General features: G+C 37.9%; 19 protein-coding genes. All 19 read left to right on the top strand.

All coding sequences use genetic code 11. The features are described from left to right. The first annotated feature begins 5 nt into the window (after positions 1 to 5). The 19 genes from DI077_RS10700 (at position 6) to DI077_RS10610 (ending at position 19,949) form a co-directional block, all read left to right on the top strand. The gene (locus tag DI077_RS10700; RefSeq protein ID WP_135354858.1) at positions 6 to 1,442 is read left to right on the top strand and encodes a glycosyltransferase family protein; all 1,437 of its coding nucleotides are present in this window, start codon (positions 6 to 8) and stop codon (positions 1,440 to 1,442) included. Beyond that, on the top strand, positions 1,417 to 1,965 hold the full coding sequence (locus tag DI077_RS10695; protein WP_109019399.1) for an NUDIX hydrolase: 549 nt from the start codon (positions 1,417 to 1,419) through the stop codon (positions 1,963 to 1,965). Before DI077_RS10700 ends, DI077_RS10695 begins: the two co-directional genes overlap by 26 nt. Next, a complete protein-coding gene (locus DI077_RS10690; protein ID WP_109019587.1) occupies positions 1,949 to 2,884 on the top strand; it encodes a GDP-L-fucose synthase family protein in 936 nt (311 codons plus the stop codon). The genes DI077_RS10695 and DI077_RS10690 overlap by 17 nt, the downstream gene beginning before the upstream one ends. Next, on the top strand, positions 2,884 to 3,639 hold the full coding sequence (locus DI077_RS10685) for a glycosyltransferase family 2 protein (RefSeq protein WP_109019400.1): 756 nt from the start codon (positions 2,884 to 2,886) through the stop codon (positions 3,637 to 3,639). Before DI077_RS10690 ends, DI077_RS10685 begins: the two co-directional genes overlap by 1 nt. Position 3,640: 1 nt before the next feature. Continuing rightward, positions 3,641 to 5,236 carry a hypothetical protein gene (locus tag DI077_RS10680; RefSeq protein WP_109019401.1) on the top strand — a complete coding sequence of 532 codons (1,596 nt, stop codon included), beginning with the start codon at positions 3,641 to 3,643 and terminating at the stop codon, positions 5,234 to 5,236. Positions 5,237 to 5,313: 77 nt separating this feature from the next. Further along, positions 5,314 to 6,477 carry a DegT/DnrJ/EryC1/StrS family aminotransferase gene (locus tag DI077_RS10675; protein ID WP_109019588.1) on the top strand — a complete coding sequence of 388 codons (1,164 nt, stop codon included), beginning with the start codon at positions 5,314 to 5,316 and terminating at the stop codon, positions 6,475 to 6,477. A 6-nt stretch (positions 6,478 to 6,483) separates the two neighbouring features. Continuing rightward, positions 6,484 to 7,935, top strand: coding sequence for a hypothetical protein (locus DI077_RS10670; RefSeq protein ID WP_109019402.1), 1,452 nt, complete (start codon positions 6,484 to 6,486; stop codon positions 7,933 to 7,935). A 30-nt stretch (positions 7,936 to 7,965) separates the two neighbouring features. Next, positions 7,966 to 9,750, top strand: coding sequence for a hypothetical protein (locus tag DI077_RS10665; RefSeq protein WP_109019403.1), 1,785 nt, complete (start codon positions 7,966 to 7,968; stop codon positions 9,748 to 9,750). Between the two features lie 101 nt (positions 9,751 to 9,851). Further along, positions 9,852 to 10,628 carry a glucose-1-phosphate cytidylyltransferase gene (gene rfbF / locus DI077_RS10660; protein ID WP_109019404.1) on the top strand — a complete coding sequence of 259 codons (777 nt, stop codon included), beginning with the start codon at positions 9,852 to 9,854 and terminating at the stop codon, positions 10,626 to 10,628. Beyond that, positions 10,589 to 11,737 carry a CDP-glucose 4,6-dehydratase gene (gene rfbG / locus DI077_RS10655; RefSeq protein ID WP_109019405.1) on the top strand — a complete coding sequence of 383 codons (1,149 nt, stop codon included), beginning with the start codon at positions 10,589 to 10,591 and terminating at the stop codon, positions 11,735 to 11,737. Before rfbF ends, rfbG begins: the two co-directional genes overlap by 40 nt. Positions 11,738 to 11,773: 36 nt before the next feature. Further along, a complete protein-coding gene (gene rfbH, locus DI077_RS10650; protein ID WP_242935165.1) occupies positions 11,774 to 13,381 on the top strand; it encodes a lipopolysaccharide biosynthesis protein RfbH in 1,608 nt (535 codons plus the stop codon). After that, entirely contained in the window at positions 13,382 to 14,206 is an 825-nt protein-coding gene (locus tag DI077_RS10645) for a transketolase (protein ID WP_109019406.1), read from the top strand. It begins immediately after the preceding gene. Beyond that, positions 14,203 to 15,120: a transketolase family protein gene (locus DI077_RS10640; protein WP_109019407.1), complete on the top strand. Its 918-nt coding sequence runs from the start codon at positions 14,203 to 14,205 to the stop codon at positions 15,118 to 15,120. The genes DI077_RS10645 and DI077_RS10640 overlap by 4 nt, the downstream gene beginning before the upstream one ends. Continuing rightward, positions 15,117 to 16,151 (top strand): NAD-dependent epimerase/dehydratase family protein, encoded by a 1,035-nt coding sequence (locus DI077_RS10635; protein ID WP_109019408.1) that lies wholly within the window; start codon positions 15,117 to 15,119, stop codon positions 16,149 to 16,151. The genes DI077_RS10640 and DI077_RS10635 overlap by 4 nt, the downstream gene beginning before the upstream one ends. Then, on the top strand, positions 16,148 to 17,080 hold the full coding sequence (locus DI077_RS10630; protein ID WP_109019409.1) for a glycosyltransferase family 2 protein: 933 nt from the start codon (positions 16,148 to 16,150) through the stop codon (positions 17,078 to 17,080). The genes DI077_RS10635 and DI077_RS10630 overlap by 4 nt, the downstream gene beginning before the upstream one ends. A gap of 19 nt (positions 17,081 to 17,099) precedes the next feature. After that, the gene (locus DI077_RS10625) at positions 17,100 to 17,630 is read left to right on the top strand and encodes a hypothetical protein (protein ID WP_135354859.1); all 531 of its coding nucleotides are present in this window, start codon (positions 17,100 to 17,102) and stop codon (positions 17,628 to 17,630) included. 2 nt (positions 17,631 to 17,632) lie between these two features. Continuing rightward, complete coding sequence (locus DI077_RS10620; protein ID WP_109019411.1) at positions 17,633 to 18,118, top strand: hypothetical protein; 486 nt, start codon at positions 17,633 to 17,635, stop codon at positions 18,116 to 18,118. A 29-nt stretch (positions 18,119 to 18,147) separates the two neighbouring features. Further along, positions 18,148 to 19,053 carry a glycosyltransferase family 2 protein gene (locus DI077_RS10615; protein ID WP_109019412.1) on the top strand — a complete coding sequence of 302 codons (906 nt, stop codon included), beginning with the start codon at positions 18,148 to 18,150 and terminating at the stop codon, positions 19,051 to 19,053. Positions 19,054 to 19,103: 50 nt separating this feature from the next. Further along, positions 19,104 to 19,949, top strand: coding sequence for a hypothetical protein (locus tag DI077_RS10610; protein ID WP_109019413.1), 846 nt, complete (start codon positions 19,104 to 19,106; stop codon positions 19,947 to 19,949). The last annotated feature ends 4 nt before the right edge of the window (positions 19,950 to 19,953 follow it).

The raw sequence follows: 19,953 nt of genomic DNA, 5'->3' as shown, positions 1-19,953 counted from the left end.
AAAAAATGAGTTTTAACAGTTTGAAACATATGTTTGGCAACTCCAGGAAATGGTTTAAATATTCGGTTGTTTTCTGTGTTATGATTCATTTTATATATTTGATTTCCTTGCCTTTGTATATTTCTCCCGACGGCTTTGATTATATCCGCCTGGCGAATCTTTTTTTTACGGATAAGATGTATGTGGATTGGAATTATCTACGAACTCCTCTTTTTCCTCTGATGCTTCGACTTTACGGATCTGTGGTAGGATTTAACGCTTTTACACATATATCCTTTTTGACTCTATTGGGTCTTTTTTCCGCGTTAAGTTTAGGTTATCTTGTAAAAGAAAAATCCGGAGCAGGGGTAGGAGCTGTGATTGTTTTCGTTCTCAGTTTGAATCCGGTTTTAATCGCGTTCGAACATTCTCTTCTGATGGAGACGTTGTTATGTTTTTCCTTTTGCCTGTTTTTGGTATTATTAAATCTTAAGATAAAAAATATATTTTATCACTCGTTGTTAATGGGGATATACGTAGGGATACTCTATTATATCAAACCCAACTTACTCGTATTTGTGTTACCTGCCGGACTTTTTTTGTCTTATGTATTTTGGATCAGAACGAATGAAAAATTGCTTAAAAAAATAACTCAACTTATCTTTGTTAACTTAATTGTTGTTTTGATTCCTATCATCATTGCGTCCCCATGGGCGAAAAAAGCTTCGGGTAAAAATGACGCCGCAAAACGGGGGTTTTTACTCGCCGGACTTCTGATTCAGGGAGTCTTTCCGAAAGATTCGGAAATGTTGGGCAAAAAGAAGACCGAATATGAAGAAGCTTTGAATCGGTTTTCGAAAACGGGTAAGTTGGAAATTCAGGGAATCATCGGTGATCCGAATTTTTACGGCATTTTGGATCAGTTATTTATCATTACACCGAATCCGGGACTCGATTTTGTATCTGTGGTTCGGGCAAATCCGAGCGCTTACTTTCACGGGCTTTTAAATAATATAAAACTTATGCTTGAGTTCGATCATCCTTATAATGAGACCGTAAACTTCGGCTTGATGTTATTTCATTCTCATAAAAACCTGATTTCCGATATTCGCGACGATCGGGTGTTATACGATTATGTTCAGGAAAGATATTCATTTTCCGGTGGTGTCAACAGAGTGCAAAGAGTTCTGACTCATAGTGTAGATCTTTATCGGATTCTATTGAGGATGGGATGGTTTTTTACGGTTTTGGTTTTTTTGTTGGGGCTTTGGAAAAAAAATCCGTTCTTATTATCCGTCTCCTTCGTTCCTTTATTTTGGGCTTCCGTGAACTTAGTTCTCCTTTTGTCTTCCGCAAGGTATTTTTTCCCGGTCAGCTTAATTGTTATATCGAATAGTTTTATTTTTCTATTTTATATGTATTCGTTATTGAAGAAGAATGAAAGACTCAGATTCCCTTTTTGATTTTAAATTCTTTAAAGTCATCAATAAGAAAAAATTCGGATGGTTTGTATCGGTCGAACCAGCCGTCGTTATCATTCCCGTTATACGGGAAAATGAACTGTTTAAATTGGGTTTGATCCGATGTACGAGACCTGCCATTGAAAAGACAAGCTGGGAGTTCCCCGGAGGCGGAATCGAGGAGGGTGAAATTCCGGAAGAAGCTGCCATTCGGGAGTTAAAGGAAGAAACCGGTTTCTCATCCGATGTTGCGGTTAATATCGGTTCCTTTTATGAATCTCCCGGCAAAATGGATTTCCTACATCATATCATTTGTGTGTTGGAGCCTGTTGAAGCAGGTCATGGTTTTTCTTATCCCGAATCGGAAAAGATTTCGGATTTTAAGTTTTTCGAATGGGAAGAGATTGAAAAGAAGATAATGAGCGGTAAGATCGTTTCCGGGCCTACCATTAGCGCATTACAGATGTTCGTAATTTTTTTAAAGAATAATCCTAAGGGGCTGACAGTTGATTCAAAAAAAAGATAAGATATTTATTTCCGGACATAAAGGAATGGTAGGTTCTGCCTTCTTGGACCATTTTAAGAAAGAGGGTTATTCCGAGATTATCATCAAGGATAGAAACGAGTTGGATTTAAGAAACTCGGTTGCGGTCGGTGAGTTTTTTGAGAAGGAAAGGCCCGACGTTGTTTTTATCATCGCTGCCAGAGTGGGTGGAATCAAGGCGAATATGGAAAAACCCGCCGATTTCATTTACGATAATTTGATGATTGAGAGCAATTTGATTCACAATTCCCATCTTTTTGATGCCAAAAAAGTGATATTTTTCGGAAGCTCCTGTATTTATCCTCGTGAATGCCCGCAACCCATGAAGGAAGAATATCTGCTGACCGGACCATTAGAGCCAACAAACGAAGGTTACGCTTTGGCGAAAATTTCCGGTTTGAAAATGATGGAGTATTACAAAAAACAGTACAATCTGAACGGTCTGAGTATTATGCCGAGCAATCTATATGGTCCCGGTGACAGCTTTCACCCGGAACATTCGCATGTATTGAGTGCGCTTGTTAAAAAATTTACGGATGCAACAAGAGACAATCTTTCCGAGGTTGTTATTTGGGGAACGGGATCGGCAAAAAGAGAATTCTTCCATGTTTCCGATTTGGTTCGCTCAGTCCTATTTTTATTGGAACATTGGAAAGAGGATGGGTTTATCAATGTAGGTGCCGGCGAAGATATCTCGATCAAAGGATTGGCCGAACTCATTGCAAACATGACAGGGTACCAAGGCAAGATCGTCTGGGATCATTCGAAGCCTGACGGGATGCCTCGAAAGTGTATGGATGTTGGTAAACTTACGAAATTGGGTTTTAAACAATCCGTTACTTTGGAAGATGGGATTAGAGATGTTATACGGGATTATAAAACTAAAATGGAAACGAAATAATGAAAATCACTTTAGTCATTTTAACTTTAAACGAAATCGTGGGGCTTAAGGAGATCTTTAGCAAGATCCCTTTAAAGTCGGTAGATGAAATCATTGCAGTCGACGGAGGCTCTACCGACGGTACCGTTGAATTTTTAAAAGAGAAAAAAATTCCCGTTCATTTTCAGGAGATCAAGGGCAGGGGCGAAGCATTTCGTGTGGCTTTTAAAAAGGCCAAAGGAGATGCATTGATACTATTTAGCCCGGACGGAAACGAAGATCCGAATGATATTCCTAAATTCAAACCCTTGTTGGAAGCTGGTAACGATATAGTCATTGCAACCAGAATGACAAAAGATGCGCATAATGAGGAAGACGAACAATTCTTCAAATGGCGAAAATGGGTAAACAACGCTTTTACGATACTTGCAAATATCATTTGGAATCGTAGCAAATATGTTACGGATACGATCAACGGATTCCGGGCCATTACCAAAAAAACGTGGAATGAAATCGCTTTAGACGGACCAGGTTATACGATCGAATTTCAAGGGTCCATTCGTGCATTTAAGAAGAAACTCAAGATTGCGGAATTCCCTACTTACGAAAGTTGTCGAATCGACAATGGTTTCGGATCACCTAGTTTGGGAACAGGGGTTGCGTTTTTGAAAATATTCTTTTATGAGATTTGGATCGGTAAGAAATGGCTTCCGTTGGATCGAGCGGAAGAGGACATTAAGAAAAAAAGCCTATTCAGGACATTCTGGAACGGTTGATATGTTTTTGAAAAATCTCGGCCCGTTGACTAACGGGCGTTTTTACATGGCTTTACTCGCTCTGCCGTTTTTGTTATTGGGCATGCTTCTATATACGAAAACGCTGCCCGAGTTTGCCATATTTCATGTATTGAATTACGATCCGGAATACATATATTTGTTGAACGGGCTCAGTTATGCGTTATATGAACAAATCGGATATATTGACCATCCGGGTACTCCTACAATTGTTATAATCAGTTATTTGATTCAACTTAAATACTTTCTCGTCTCGACCTTCTTTCCCGATCGAAACGTCGTAGAGGATTTAATCCGAAACTCGGATCAATATTTGCATTTTATCAATATATTTATAGTAACTTGTTTTTCTCTGCTACTTTCCGGATTCGGAATTTATATTTATCGCAAAACAAATAACTTGCTACTTGCTGTTTTCTATCAGATCGTAAATCTTCAATCTTCCGTATATATTGTTTTTTTACCAAGGATGACGAGCGAGTATTTTGTCATTATCGCATCGACGATCATTTCTTTTTTACTCTACCTGATTTTCTTGCGAAAAGAAAAAGATCGGTTTGTTTTGATTTTGCTTTTTGCGGGTTTTACGGGTTTTGCATTAGCTATCAAAATTCTTTTTCTGCCTGTCATCATCCTCGTATTTTTGATTTCTTATAAATACTACAGGGATTATTTTACGATTCTCGCCATTATGATTGCGGTTTTCTTTATCTCCATTTCCCCTGTTCTTGATAAGCTACAAGTGATGTATGAATGGTTCTCCGCGATTTTCACTCATACTGCGGTTTATGGAAGCGGGGAAAATAGAGTTTTCGATTTTTCAATGATGTTGAAAAACTTCATCCGTTTCGTTCGGGACGAAAAATTCTTTTTCGCTATCTTTGCATTCAATTCTGCTTTTTTTGTAAAAGCATTCCTATCTTATTTCAAAAACGGAAAATCCCGTAAAGATAGGGATTATCTTATGTTTTCTGGAGCAGTCTTAATATGTATCGGCTGTTTTATGGTCCAAGCTCTTAAACATTATGCGGGAGGCAGATACTTTATTCCTGCATTCCATTTAAATGCCATTTTAATCGTCATCAATCTGGCTGCTTTGGAAAAGACTGCTTCTTGGATGCAAATCAGATATGCTGTAGCTGGATTGATCTTGCTTTTGTTAGCTGCTAGGATTTTTGATTACAGAGCTTTGCTTGAGGAGCGAACCGATCTTTATGCCGATTGGCGGAAAATGCAATCGATTCAGGAAAATTTGGAAAAAAATTCCAGAATCTATAATGTCTACCAAGGTTATAATTACGAATCCTCTTTTGCTTTCGGAAATCATTATACCAAGTACGCTAACGGTGTTTTCACCCCTCATTTGAAAAAAGTTTTCGGAATGAAATATCTTTTTTGGGGCGGGGATAGAGGATTTGCCGATTGGGATTATAAAAACATGCAATCTCTGGAAGAAGTGAGAAAAAGTTACAAAGGAAAGATTTATATAATTGGAACTTTTGTTTTGGAAAATCCGAATTTTAAATATCGTTTAATTGAAAATAATAAAGTCTGGTACGTTTATGAAATATTGGATTAGATGACTTTTTATTATTCGTTTTTGTATTTCAAGTTTATATTTAATTTACTACACACGAGGTTATAATGATTCCTTTAATGAAAAATGCTTTTTTGAATGAAGTTGAGACGAAAAAAGCTCTCGCCGACTTTATTCTGAATGCTCCGCGCTTGAGTATGGACATCAAATGTCTGGAATTCGAAAAGAAGTTCTCTCTTTTTCAAAAAAGAAAAGAAGCGATTTTATTTAACAGCGGCGGAAGTGCCAATTTGGCGATTATGCAGGCTTTAAAAAATCTGGGAAGACTGAAAGATAAAGATAAAGTAGGATTCTCCGCTTTGACATGGTCTACAAATGTCATGCCGATTTTACAACTTGGTTTTGAACCGGTTGCAGTAGACTGTTCCGTGAAAACTTTGAATGTGATGGTGGAAAGCCTTGATCGTGTTCATAAAAAAGAAAAACTCAAAGCATTCTTTTTGACGAACGTTTTAGGACTCGTCGGTGACTTAAACCTGATCAAAGAATATTGTGAAAAAGAAAACATCATTCTGATTGAAGATAATTGTGAAGCTCTGGGAACCGAAATCCCTTCCGGAAAAGCGGGAAATTTCAGTGTTGCATCCAGTTTTTCCTTTTTTGTTGCACATCATATGTCAACAATCGAAGGAGGGATGGTTTGTACTGACGATACCGAACTTGCGATCATGCTACGAATTGTCCGTGCAAACGGGTGGGATAGAAATTTAACTTCTCACCAACAAATTGATATTAGACGAAAATACGATATTAGCAATGAATTCGAAGCGAAGTATACATTTTACGACTTGGGTTACAATCTAAGACCTACTGAGATTACAGGTTTTCTCGGAACATACCAGCTTCAGTTTTTAGATGAGAATATCAAAACGAGAGAAAAAAACTTCCTTCATTTTGAAGAGATCATCAAAACCAATCCGGATTTTCTTCCCGTTGAACATTCGCATATTTCTTTATTATCCAGTTTCGCAATTCCAATCGTTTGTAAAACTCCGGAGTTAAGGGAAAAATACATAGCTCAGTTTACCGGCGGTGGAATTGAAATCAGGCCTATGATCGCTGGAAATATCCAAAGACAGCCCTTCTATCATAAATACGTTAAGAATAGAATGGAATTGCCCGAAACCGAGTTTCTTCATTTTAATTCTTTTTATTGTGGGAATTATCCCGAATTGACAGAGATTGAAATTGAAGCAATTAGTAGTTGTTTAACGAATTATTAAGATTCCTTGAAACTCAGATCTCTCGTAAATTTTTGGATTACGATTTTCTCCTGTTGTTTCTTTGTTTTGATACTCTATCAATCTCTGACGCAACAGGAAGTCGGGATATTTCACGGAGAGAATGTTTCCTACGATACTTATTTATTAGGTGAGGATACTCTTTTTAGAAAAGTATTCAATATTTATAAAAACGATACTTTTTACAGAGGAAGAGAAATTGGAAATATATTCAATTATTTGGATATAAAATTCATTGAATTAAGTTATAATTCAGGTCATCTTACTTTTCTTTCCGTAGTTCATTATTCCGTTCTGACGATCGCCTTTCTCGGAGTTTTGTTTTTTCCTTTGGGGGGAGTTGCCAGGGAAAAAAAGAGAGTAATTCTCCTTTTGCTTTTTTTTATATTTTTACTCAGCCCTACGATCTTTGTGTCAGGGATCCTTCATTTTAGAACTTCCAAGATCATCGTTTGTTTTTTAATTTTTGTTTTGATGTTTTTGTTTTTTGAAACCAGGTTGGGATTTGTTTTAAAGAATAAATGGTTTCTGTTCACTCTGTTCGCTTTTCTTTCTCTGGTTGACGAGCAAGGTTATTTTGTTCTGCTTTTTTTAGTCATTAGTTCGTTAGGTTATTATATTTATTCCAATAAAAAAAGATTCTTCACTGTTTTTTATATCGGTCTTGCCGCAATCCTATTCAGGCAGATTTATTATTATCTGATTGGCCCGTATATTTACGAGTCATTGACGGGCAAAGAAGTTGATTTCGATTCTACCGCCAATCTCGTTTCCTCTGTTATTGTTCGTATATGGACATCTACTTTTTACGTTAGCTCCCTCCATCAATCCGTAATGAATGTAAGATCTTTTTTCGGTTTCGAAGCCGAGAATGCTGGTTCTATTGTTACGGGAGTTGCTTTTTGTTTTCTTCTGGCAATTGATATTTCCGATTGGAAAAACAGGTACAGACATCTCTATTATTTGAATTTATTCAATCCTTACTCTTACCGTTCCGTTTCTTTTTTGATATCGGTATTTGCATTCGGAGTTATGACTTTTTTAATCGGGAGTCCCATCAATGGGTTTTATTACTCCATTCCGCTGGCAGGTATCGTTTTTGTTTTATCCGTTTATGTATTGTTATATGCAAGCCGGAAGCAAGGATATCTTTTCCTTCCCGTATCTTTGTTTCTTGGCGGTATTTTATTTACAGTGTATGCCGGGACGTTCACTCATAAACTGAGCAGGTTCAATGTCGATATCGCCATGTATGAAAGGGAAACCGTAACCCTGAAAGCATGTTTGGAAAATCCGGAAAAACCGATTTCAGAATTCCCATTTAAAAATCCCCGATTTGAGTGGAATTACGATCACGAAATAATGATGGGTAATTTTTCTCATCTTTGCAAGTTCCTGAGAAGAAGGCATTTGATAGATAAAGCGGATCAGTTACACTGATTTGCAATCATTCATAAGAGAGTTATTCTGTTGGCAATTGAAAATAATAGATCCTTCTTCCGAACCATATCTTTTGTAAATGGACCTGCTTTACTGGTTTTATACGAAGCGGTTATACTGAATTTACTTTCTTACTTCATGGAAGTGACTGATCTTTGGGTTTTATTTTTTCAATTGCCGGTTTTGTATTTTTTTTATAAGTTCTTTTTGCAAAAAACGACTTTTCGGATCATAAAAAAATATTCGGTTCGGCCCGAGTTTTTATACTTTATTTTGCCTTTTTTTCTGACAATCGTATACGTTTCCGTTCTTTATCCTCCGAACAATTGGGACAGTATGACGTACCATATGGCGAGGGTTGCTCATTGGTTACAGAATCAATCGATCGGTTATTATTTTTCTTATATTGACCGGCAGAACGCAATGAATCCTGGAGCTGAGTTTTTGATTTTAATTCCGCAGGTCATCTTTCATTCGGATGTATTTGCAAATTTAATTCAAAGCTTTGCGTGGTTGTACTGTATTGCGATTGTGTTGCTCATTGCTTCTATCATTAAGGCGGAAAATTACAAAAAGATATTTGCTACTATTTTTGCCGCGTCCCTTCCAATGGGAATTTTGCAGGCCACAAGTACGCAGAATGATTTGTTGGCATCCGCATTCTGCTTGTCTTTGATCGGGAACCATTTCTTTCTGAAAGAACAAATCGTAACAGGAAGATTTCCAAAGTCCAAATGGGTTCTGTTGATCGCGTATTCAATATCCATCTTTTCCGCTTATTTGGTGAAGCCTACATCGGTATTATTCGCATCTTTCTTTCTTCTCGCTTCTTTGTTTCATTTGATTGCTTTTTTTTGGAAGAATAGGACCGAACTCGGTTTTATCGGAAGTTTACTGAAGTTAGTTCCTGTTTTTGTTATTTCCGGATTGATCGTTCTTGGTCCTGATCTATTCCGAAAGTACAATCAGTACGGAAGCCTTACTGGGAATCGTTCCGAGGTTTTTTCTTTAGGCCAAGGTTTGGAAGTTCGATTTGCAAATACTTTAAAAGGTATGTTCTATCATTCTCCTTTTTTCTTTATTTGTGATTCCGATTTTTATCTGCATTTGAATTCAAAAGTGGACAATCCGCATGGAACCGGTGATAATGTATGTTTGAATGTAAACAGACCGGATGAAGACTATATTGGAAATTCAATACACTTTGTTTTCATTGCATTCGTTTTTTGCATTCTGGTTTTCCGAAAGCTACAAAGGAAAAAAACAGTTCATTCCGAACTTGCTTTGGGAATCTTATTCTCCTGGGTGATTTTTCATTTTATGATAAAAGACCAACCTTGGATATCCCGTTTACAACTTCCTTTTTTTTATTCCTCATCTCTTCTGATTTTTACACTTCCTAAATACAATTTTAATCGGTTCCGCATTTTATTTTATGTTCCCATCGTTCTTATGATTCTCCAGTCTTGGACTGTTTTGGCTTTGAATGCAAGCCGTCCTTTTCTGATTGCTCATGGTAACTGGAATCGAGAATGGCATTATTTTAACAAGAGGCCTGAATTAAGAAACGTTTATGCTAATTTCATCGAATATATAAAAAGGAATCATATAGAAGACGTCGGCCTGGTGCTGAATGGCGATTCGTGGGATTATCCTCTTACCTGGCAGTTGATGCAAAACGGTACAAAGGTAAATCATGTGAAGGTACCTGTTTCGGCTAGGGTAGTGATTTCGGATTCGTTGGATAAAATTGACGGTTACAGTGTTGTTGCCGAGGGGCAAGGTTTCTTCCTATTTTTAAGAAATTCAAACTAAACTGTCTTTGTTTTGGATTTGTTTTTTTAAATTTCCCTCAGGGATGAATGAATTGATTGGTTTGCACAGAGTAAAAAGGAAACAAAATTGGTAATATTAATATGAAAGTAGTTATATTGGCTGGTGGTTACGGAACTAGAATCAGTGAGGAATCACATTTGAAACCCAAACCAATGATTGAAATCGGAGAAAGACCGATTCTTTGGCATATTATGAAAATATACTCGCATTACGGGTTCAATGATTTTGTCGTCTGCCTGGGATATAAGGCGTATGCGATCAAAGAATACTTTGCCAATTATTTTCTACATGAATCGGATGTGACTTTCGATTTTAGAGATTCCAATCGTATGACGACCCATATTCATAAAGCGGAACCTTGGAAGGTCACTTTGGTGAATACCGGATTGGACACTATGACCGGTGGAAGGGTGAAACGAATTAAAGATTATATAGGCAATGAAACGTTCATGTTAACTTACGGTGACGGAGTTTCCAATGTGGATCTGCCGAAGTTATTGGCATTTCATAAAAACCACGGTAAGGCGGCTACTTTAACTGCGATTCAGCCTGGAGGTCGCTTCGGAGCTCTGGAGATCACCGAAAACAATAGTGTAACAGGCTTTAAAGAAAAACCGAAAGGAGAGTCAGGATGGGTGAACGGGGGGTTTATGGTAATGGAGCCTTCCATTTTCGATTTGATCGAAGATGATAAAACCGTTCTGGAAAAGGAACCTTTGGAATCTCTTTCCCGATCGGGAGATTTGTTTTGTTATAAACATGATGATTTTTGGCAACCTATGGATACCATTCGGGACAAAATGTATCTGGAAGGGTTATGGCAATCCGGAAAAGCACCTTGGAAGGTTTGGACTTGAACAAAAGTTTTTGGAAAGGGAAATCCGTTTTTCTCACCGGCCATACCGGTTTTAAAGGCTCTTGGCTTTCGTTGTGGTTATCTTCCTTAGGTGCTAAAGTCACCGGTTACTCTTTGGAGCCACCAACAAACCCGTCTTTGTTTGTGATAGCTTCCGTACAATCCGCGATAGAAAAATCGGTGATTGCCGACATCCGCGACTTAGCTCGGCTTCAAGATGCTATGAGGGCCGCCAAGCCGGATATAGTGATTCATATGGCGGCACAACCCTTGGTACGGGATTCGTATAAAATACCTGTTGATACTTATTCTATTAACGTAATGGGCACTGTTCATATTTTGGAGGCGATTCGGACGGACGGTCCGAATGTGAAGGCTTTCGTAAATGTAACAACTGATAAAGTATATGAAAACAAGGAATGGTCTTGGGGTTATCGTGAAAACGAAACTTTAGGGGGATATGATCCTTATTCCAATAGCAAGGCATGTTCCGAATTGGTAACATCCGCTTACAGAAATTCATTTTTTCATCCGGAAAAAATCAAAGAACACGGAGTGGCGATCGCTACCGCAAGGGCCGGGAATGTGATTGGTGGCGGTGATTTCGCTTTGGACCGGCTTATACCCGATATCATCAGATCCATAATGGAAAACAAAAAACTTTCGATTCGTAATCCTAATTCAATCCGTCCATGGCAACATGTATTGGAACCTTTGAGCGGTTATATGGAGCTGGCAGAGGGATTGTACAATCACGATACTAAATTTATAGACGGTTGGAATTTCGGTCCGAACGAAGGAGATGCCAAATCTGTACTTTCCATCGTAGAAATTTTGAATCAAAAAATTTCGGAGAATGGAAAAGAGAAAAAATCACCTCTCCATTTTCCTGGATTCGAAATAGACAAAGGTCCGCATCCTCATGAGGCAAATTATCTTAAACTTGATATCTCCAAAGCCAGGTCAATCTTGGGCTGGAGTCCTCGTTGGAATCTGGATACCGCTTTGGGTAAAATCATCGAGTGGACCGAGTCTTATTTAAACAAAGAAAAAATAGATTCGGTTTGTATCCGTCAGATCGGCGAGTACATGAGTGCTTCCGGACAGTAAGAAATCATTAATTAAAATCCTTTCAGGTTATCATCAATGCAAACACGTGCAAAAATTTTAGTACAAAAAAGCGATAAAGGATTAGGCGAATCTTTGGTAATCGCTATCAACGATCCTGATTCAAATTCCGAATTTGAAGTTTATCCTTTAAAGACAATCCAGGCGGAAAATTCGATTTCCATCGATTCTAAAGATCTTCAATCGGGAGAGGTTGATTCCGGGATGTATGTGGATTTGAATCGATCCTATTATCTAAAAACGGATTCAGTTTTAAAGGAAGTCGCTTCCGTAAAAGAAGAATATTTGGGAGTCATATTTAAAGAACTCACTCTTAAATATTCGAAACAACATTATCGCGCGGTTCATTTGCCTAAAAAGGAAGCGGAGTTTGTTCCGGGAGTTTCGAGAGTAACTTATGCAGGTAGAGTATTCGATGAAGAAGAGATCGTAAACCTGATCGATTCTTCTCTTGAATTCTGGCTCACTACAGGCAGATATGCCGATGAATTCGAGAGAGGATTCGGAAGACTACTCGGTGTTAAGAATGCGATTTTGGTAAACTCAGGTTCTTCCGCAAATTTAGTTGCATTCAATACGATTACTTCTCCTTCCTTGAAAGAAAGACAGTTTAAAAAAGGAGATGAATTGATTACTGTTGCTGCAGGATTTCCGACTACGGTCGTTCCTGCCATCCAATACGGAGCAGTTCCCGTATTTTTGGACATTACATTTCCTACTTATAATATTGATGTTAGTCGATTGGAAGAGGCTCTTTCTCCTAAAACAAAAGCGGTGATGGTTGCACACACTCTTGGCAATCCGTTTGATTTGCAAGCGGTGAAAGATTTTTGCGTTAAACATAAACTTTGGTTGATTGAAGACAATTGTGATGCTTTGGGAAGTCGTTATTTTTATAACGGAGAATGGAAAAACACGGGAACAATCGGAGATATAGGAACGTCCAGTTTTTATCCTCCTCACCATATGACAATGGGTGAGGGTGGTGCCGTTTATATGCAAAGCAGTCGTTTGAAAAAAATTGCAGAGTCCATTCGGGATTGGGGTAGGGATTGTTGGTGCCCGTCAGGGAAAGACAATACCTGTGGCAAACGATTTAACTGGGAGTTAGGTGAACTACCGGAAGGATACGATCATAAATATATTTATTCACACTTCGGTTATAATTTGAAAGTGACCGATATGCAAGCGGCGATCGGTGTCGCCCAATTGAAAAAAGTTTCCTCTTTTGTTGAGGCACGTTCTAAGAACTGGAATACTCTTCGAAAAGGTTTGGATGATCTTTCCGAGTTTTTTATTCTGCCGGAGCCTACTAAAAACTCGGAACCATCCTGGTTCGGCTTTTTACTTACAATCAAAGACGGAACGAAGTTCAAACGAAAAGAGATTGTTGACTATCTCGAATCGGCAGGCATTCAGACTAGGATGTTATTTGCAGGAAATTTTCTCCGACATCCCGCATTTGATGAAATGCGAAAGGAAAAAACAGGTTATCGGGTCATCGGTAATTTGGAAAATACGGATAAAGTAATGAATGATACATTTTGGCTCGGTGTTTATCCTGGAATGAAACCGGAAATGTTGGATTTTATGATTCAAAAGATAAGAACCTTCGTTGGAAAATAGATGAAACCATCCTTATTAAACAGACCACTTTCTTCGGAACGACTTAGAATCAATGTAATCAATATGGCGAAGAATGGAAATTCCGTCCATATCGGTTGTGCATTTTCCATGATAGAGTTGTTCGCAGTCTTATATGAAAAATTTGTTTCTATCGATCTAAGTGATCTAAGAAATCCGGACAGAGATCTGGTTTGTTTGAGCAAAGGTCATGGGGTTATGGCCGTTTATTCCTGCCTTTACGAATTAGGTGTTTTGGACGAAGTCCATATAAAAAATTATTTCTCCGACGGAAGCTTATTGAAAGGACTTTCCGATTCGCATGTTCCCGGAATTGAAGTCAGCGGCGGTAGTCTTGGACACGGAATTACCGTATCAACAGGATATGCATTGGCGATACATTTGAAAAAACAAAATAGAAAAGTATTTTGTTTTGTGGGTGATGGGGAGATGAATGAAGGCAGTGCTTGGGAATCCTTATTATTTGCAGCTCACTGGAAATTGAAAAACTTCATACTGGTGATTGATGCAAATGATTTTCAGGCAATGGGAAGATCGAGCGATGTTCTAAATTGCGAATCTTTTTCGGATAAACTGAATGCATTCAATTTTGAAACTTGGGAATGCGACGGCCATTCCAGAAAAGAATTGGAAGAAGTATACACCAAAGCGACACAGAGTATTGATCCCAGACCGAAGGCGATTATAGCGAGAACCGTGAAAGGAAAAGGTGTTTCCTTTATGGAAGACGATAACATTTGGCATTATACCCGCTTGGATGAGGATACATTTCAAAAATCCTTAAGCGAATTGAAGGCGAATGCATGAGAGATATAATATCCAAATTTTTGACAGACAAAGCCACTGCCGATAAGAACGTACATGTTTTTTCGGGAGATCACGGTTATGCGTTGTTCGATGAGCTGAGAAAAAAAGCCCCCGACCAATTCATCAATGCCGGAGTTTCGGAACAAGCTATGGTTGGTTATGCGGCAGGAATGGCTAAAGAAGGAATGATTCCTTTTGTTTACGGATTGTCCGCATTCATTCCCGTAAGAGTTCTTGAATTTATCAAAATGGATGTATGTTACGAATCCCTCCCTGTAATTTTCCTGGGAGACGGAGCCGGCTTGGTTTATGCGACTCTCGGTCCGAGCCATCAATGCGCGGAAGACATTGCTTGCGTGCGGACTTTACCTCACATGACCATATTTTCTCCCGCCGATTCCTATGAGATGTTAGCTTGTTTAGAATATGCGTATACTCTAAAATCTCCTTCCTATATTCGGATCGGTAAAGCGGACAAAACCGTCATTCATTCCAAAAAACTGGATTCGCTTGAATTGGACGTCCTTTCGGTAAAAGAAACAAATTCGAATGTTTGTATTATTGCAACTGGTTCCATGATGGATGTAGGAATGAAACTATCCCAAAAATACAATCTATCTTTATATTCCGCTCCTGTGATTCATCCATTGGATCGGGATAAGATCATAGGAAGAATTCAAAAATATAAAACCGTAATTTCACTGGAAGAACATTCGATTGTAGGCGGACTCGGGTCCGTTTTATCGGAGTTTATTGCTGAATCGGAAACTCCGTCTCCAATCCGATTGATTCGTTTCGGAATCAGGAACCGTTTTACCGAAAGATGCGGTAGTTACGATTATGCTATTAAGGAACACGGTTTGGATTACGCAACGATCGAAGAAAAATTGATAAAAGAGAAAATCCTTGGATGAAAATCGAGGACTCCTTTCCTGTTGAAGATCTTGATTTTGTTCTTTCTCATACGGATTTTCAAAAACTAAAAAATGAAAAGATATTTTTAACGGGGGGAACCGGATTTATCGGAAGATGGTTCTTGGAAAGTTTTTTACATGCAAACCGGGTACTAAACCTGGATGCCCGACTCACTGTATTAAGTAGGGACCCTGAATCTTTCCTTCGGAAATATCCGAAGTACAAATCGCAAAATCAGATCGATTTTCGAAAAGGTGACGTCCTGGAGTTTCCGGCTTTAGAAAAAGATTTTACTGTTTTTATCCATGCCGCAGCGGAATCGGATTCCCGATTGGACTCTGAAAACGCTCTAGCTACGTCGCAAATCATCGTTCAAGGAACAAAGAATGTTTTGGACTTTGCAGTCGATTGCAATGCAAAATATTTCCTATATTTGTCTTCCGGTGCCGTTTATGGTTCGTTAATCGACCCTCATATAACGGAAAAATATGCAGGGGCACCGTTAATCGATCCGAAATTTACATACGGTGAATCCAAGCGTTATGCGGAGCTACTTTGCCGCATATACGCCGGAAAATCCAAAATAAAAATTTCAATTGCAAGATGTTTCGCATTCGTGGGTCCCGGGCTTCCATTGAATTCAGCATTTGCCATCGGTAATTTTATAAATAATATTTTGGAGCAAACCAAAATCCAGATACAAGGCGACGGAACTCCTTTCCGATCCTATATGTATCCTTCCGATCTTATGATCTGGCTTTGGACTATTCTTTTCCATTCCGATTCTTCGGAGATTTATAACGTAGGGTCCGATGTCGGTATTTCCATTTTGGATTTGGCGAAAGAAATCTCGGATATGGAAGGACTTTCCGATAATGTAGTAGTTCATAAGGAAAAAAATCCGAATGCACCAATCAGCTATTATGTGCCTTCCGTACAGAAAGCAAAAGAAGAGCTCGCTCTGAAGATCAGAATCAATCTACATGAATCTATTCGAAAAACAATACGATTCCATAGGGGAACAAAATGAAATCAATTTCCATAGTTACACCGTGTTATAATGAAGAAGAAAACGTAGAGGAAGTCTACAAGCAAGTAAAGGATGTATTTGCCGGATTAAAAAAGAATTATAAATACGAACATATATTCATAGATAATGCATCCAAAGATAACACGCAAAAAATCCTGCGTGAAATTGCTAAAAAAGATAAAAATGTTAAAATCATCATCAATGCACGCAACTTCGGTCATATTCGTTCTCCCTATTACGGATTGCTTCAGGCAAATGGAGATGCCGTTATATTGATTGTTGCCGATCTGCAAGACCCGGTGCATATGATCAAAGATTTTTTGGCAGAATGGGAAAGCGGATTTAAGCTGGTTGTAGGTGTAAAAAATGAGAGTATGGAATCTCCTCTGTTTTTTGCCATTCGTAAGTTGTATTATAATTTGATAGGAAGACTCTCCGATGTTCCGTTGATCAAAAATTTCACAGGCTTCGGATTGTATGATAGAAAGGTAATAGAAACTCTTCGTGAAATCAATGATCCGTATCCTTATTTGCGCGGATTAATCTGTGACATAGGTTTTACGATTAAAACGATTCCTTATGTTCAACCGGTTCGGAAAAGGGGATTTACCAAAAATAATTTTTATACTTTGTATGATATCGCTATGTTGGGGATCACGAATCACTCAAAGATTCCGTTAAGGTTAGCTGCATTTTCCGGTTTTGTTTTGTCCGCCCTCAGTTTCGTTGTGGCGGTTATGCAAGTATTGTTGAAAATGATTTTTTGGGAAACGTATTCCATTGGAATTTCCACTCTTGTCGTAGGCTTATTTTTCTTTGCTTCCGTTCAACTTTTCTTTATCGGGATATTGGGCGAATACATAGGTTCCATTCATACTCAGGTTTTAAAAAGACCCCTCGTAATAGAGAACGAAAGAATAAACTTTTAATTATACTTAGGTGGAATTTGTGGAAAAATATTTTTTTCTGATAGTTGCTTTATCAACTTACATTTTGGTTTTGATATGGGCGGTTCTTTTTAAAGTAGGGAAAGGTGATTCTCCTCTGACTGCATTCAATCAATTGCATATTCGCTTTTCATTGTTTTATCTTTTGGTATCTGCCGCCTTGTTTTTAGCATTTTACACACCGGATTTATATACGGTCTTTGATTTTTCTATCGGATATTTTTTTTATCTGGGTTTTCATTATGCGATATTCCAGAATTTTTACGGATTGGCGCAAAGAAGTATTTCCGCATCCTTACTGATTCTTTTGAAGCATAATGGCGGAGAAATGCGGGTAAACGATTGTTTGAAAAACTATGCCGACGGCAAAGGATTCGGTTATATCAAGAAAAGCCGTTTGGAAGATATGGTTCATTTGCAATTTGTTTCTTTGGAGAATGGTGTTTATAAAATTACATCGAGAGGCAAAAAAACTTCGTTCGTTGTCAGATCTATTTTAGGTTTTTGGGGATTGCGCCAATTAGGTAAATAATCATGTCATATTTATTTTTATTCAGTATTGTTTCTTTTCTCCTATTGATTATCATCCATTGGATTTTATGCAGACTTACCGGAAGTGAAAGATTTGTTTTGAAATCTTTGTCGGTAAATTTTCTTTTTATTGTTTTCAGCTTCTATTTCTTTTTTCTCCATTTTGGAATTTTGGATTCCTTGTTTATTTATTTAGGCCTTGTTATACTTTGGAACTCCTATCTTGTTTTCTTTATTAATCTGCAAAACTCCATTTCTTTTCGGATTTTGCTTACTATTTTCGATTCGAAAGAGAAGTCGCTTTCCTATGCAGAGATCACGAAATTTTATTCCGATGAAGAGAGTTTGAGAGATAGATTGAGTTCTATGGAGATTAATCAGTTTATTAGCTTAAATAAGGATTCGATAAAAATTCTACCTAAGGGAATTACGTTTGCGAATGTTTTTCTCTTCTTTCGCAATTTGTTCGGAATTCGTAAATTCGGCTGATCTTCGTTTCCTATCATAAACAAATTTAAATGCCTAAACTTTCGATTATCACAATCAATTTTAACAATAGAAAGGGATTGGAAAAAACAATCGAGTCCGTACGATCCCAATCGTGGAAAGATTTTGAACATATTATCATTGATGGCGGTTCAACGGACGGTAGTGCCGAATATCTGAAAAAGAATGCTCACTTATTTTCTTATTGGGTGAGTGAAAAGGATAATGGTATTTATCACGCAATGAACAAAGGGATCGTTCATGCGAATGGGGACTATTGTCAGTTTCTGAATAGCGGTGACGTATTGAATCGAATGGATTCTTTCAAGAATCTCTGGGAAAAATACGAAGAGGTAACCGGTGAACAGGTTTATGATTTAATCTATTCGAATATGGAGACTCATTACAACGGAAAGAGCCCGGAGAATAAATTATATCTAAGCGAACTTTCCCCTTTTTATTTGGCCATCGAAATCATAAATCATCAGTCGCAATTTATCAGCACTAAGATTTTAAAAACTATCAATGGTTATGATGAGACGTACCGATTGGCTTCCGATTATGAACTTTTTCTAAGATTGGTATTGATTGAGAAAGTAAAATACATTCACATACCCGTTATAGTATGTAATTATGATATGATCGGTTTAAGTTCCAGTCCGGAAATGGGAAAAAAATACCAAAAGGAAAGAGACGAGATAAGAAGTAGATACTTTCCCGATGAACTTAAGAGAGCTAAGGAAATGGAATTCTTTCAAACTTCATCTTCCTTTTCACTGGTAAAGCCTGATGATCTTGCATTGTCTTTGGCAAAAGTAATTTCAAACAAGTTGATAACTGCCGTATCTTCTTCGGGGATTCTTTCCAAATTGGTTCGAACGCTGGTTAGAATTTGTTATTTTACTTTTAATATTCTTCGACTGAGGTTCATTAAATAGGATACCAAAGTCATCCTTTTTTCGATCGGATGTATCGGATCCATTCAATTATGAAAATTCTTTGTTATATCAATCATTACTTCGGCCATAATCGATATTTTACAGGCCAATCTTCCTTACCTTTGAATACAACCGCGGAGGAAATGGCACTAAGAGCGGTTTCTCGAAAAAAAAACCTGGAAGATTGCATAGATCAATTGAAGAAACTCGGCGATATTGATATCAAAATCTGCGGGATGGGCAACAACTCACTTGTGCCGATTGATTTTGATTTTTCTTCCATTCAAAAAAATCCTATATTTTTGGTTTACGAGAGTTTGACAAAGATGGCGGACTCTTCGGATAACTACGATTATTTTATTAATATCGAAGACGATATTTTTCTACCGAAGGAAACATTTCAGAACATAGTGGAGTTTGATAAAAATTCACTCGTTAATGAAGTGATTCTCCCGAACCGTCTGGAAAAAGATACAGAAGGTAACAACCATTGTGTGGATTGGTCCGCCTTGCCCGGTTGGACACAGCAAAACAAATCTATCCAGGGTAAGTCGTTTCGGGTTGCGCTGAATCCTCATTCTGGTCTTTTGATTCTATCAAAGGAAAAATTTAAATACGCCATTTCTCAGATTGATAAAAGCTTTCGGGGAATCACCGTAGGTACCGGAATGGAATCCGCCTTTGCACATTTTCACTCTCCGTTTGCGTTATTCCGATGCGAAGATATAAGCTATCATCATATCTATCATTTGGATAAGTGGATGAATGTGATCCATAAAACTACTTTGCCCTTTAAAGAAAGGGTGATTCTGTTCGTAAAAATTCTAGTTAAGGATATGACGCCTCCTTTCCTTTTCCGATCAGCAAAGTTCGTAATCGGTAAAATCTTTCATTAATAAA

Source organism: Leptospira kobayashii (genome assembly GCF_003114835.2).
Classification (GTDB): Bacteria; Spirochaetota; Leptospiria; order Leptospirales; family Leptospiraceae; genus Leptospira_A; species Leptospira_A kobayashii.
Note: the sequence above shows the minus strand (reverse complement) of the source record. Positions and strands in the feature narration are given on the sequence as shown.

What these genes read in the sequence shown, in the direction of transcription:
- DI077_RS10700 (WP_135354858.1), top strand. Translation starts at nt 6, where the DNA reads ATGAGTTTTAACAGTTTGAAACATATGTTTGGCAACTCCAGGAAATGG.
- DI077_RS10695 (WP_109019399.1), top strand. Translation starts at nt 1,417, where the DNA reads ATGAAAGACTCAGATTCCCTTTTTGATTTTAAATTCTTTAAAGTCATC.
- DI077_RS10685 (WP_109019400.1), top strand. Translation starts at nt 2,884, where the DNA reads ATGAAAATCACTTTAGTCATTTTAACTTTAAACGAAATCGTGGGGCTT.
- DI077_RS10680 (WP_109019401.1), top strand. Translation starts at nt 3,641, where the DNA reads ATGTTTTTGAAAAATCTCGGCCCGTTGACTAACGGGCGTTTTTACATG.
- DI077_RS10675 (WP_109019588.1), top strand. Translation starts at nt 5,314, where the DNA reads ATGAAAAATGCTTTTTTGAATGAAGTTGAGACGAAAAAAGCTCTCGCC.
- rfbF (WP_109019404.1), top strand. Translation starts at nt 9,852, where the DNA reads ATGAAAGTAGTTATATTGGCTGGTGGTTACGGAACTAGAATCAGTGAG.
- rfbG (WP_109019405.1), top strand. Translation starts at nt 10,589, where the DNA reads ATGGCAATCCGGAAAAGCACCTTGGAAGGTTTGGACTTGAACAAAAGT.
- rfbH (WP_242935165.1), top strand. Translation starts at nt 11,774, where the DNA reads ATGCAAACACGTGCAAAAATTTTAGTACAAAAAAGCGATAAAGGATTA.
- DI077_RS10645 (WP_109019406.1), top strand. Translation starts at nt 13,382, where the DNA reads ATGAAACCATCCTTATTAAACAGACCACTTTCTTCGGAACGACTTAGA.
- DI077_RS10640 (WP_109019407.1), top strand. Translation starts at nt 14,203, where the DNA reads ATGAGAGATATAATATCCAAATTTTTGACAGACAAAGCCACTGCCGAT.
- DI077_RS10635 (WP_109019408.1), top strand. Translation starts at nt 15,117, where the DNA reads ATGAAAATCGAGGACTCCTTTCCTGTTGAAGATCTTGATTTTGTTCTT.
- DI077_RS10630 (WP_109019409.1), top strand. Translation starts at nt 16,148, where the DNA reads ATGAAATCAATTTCCATAGTTACACCGTGTTATAATGAAGAAGAAAAC.
- DI077_RS10620 (WP_109019411.1), top strand. Translation starts at nt 17,633, where the DNA reads ATGTCATATTTATTTTTATTCAGTATTGTTTCTTTTCTCCTATTGATT.
- DI077_RS10615 (WP_109019412.1), top strand. Translation starts at nt 18,148, where the DNA reads ATGCCTAAACTTTCGATTATCACAATCAATTTTAACAATAGAAAGGGA.
- DI077_RS10610 (WP_109019413.1), top strand. Translation starts at nt 19,104, where the DNA reads ATGAAAATTCTTTGTTATATCAATCATTACTTCGGCCATAATCGATAT.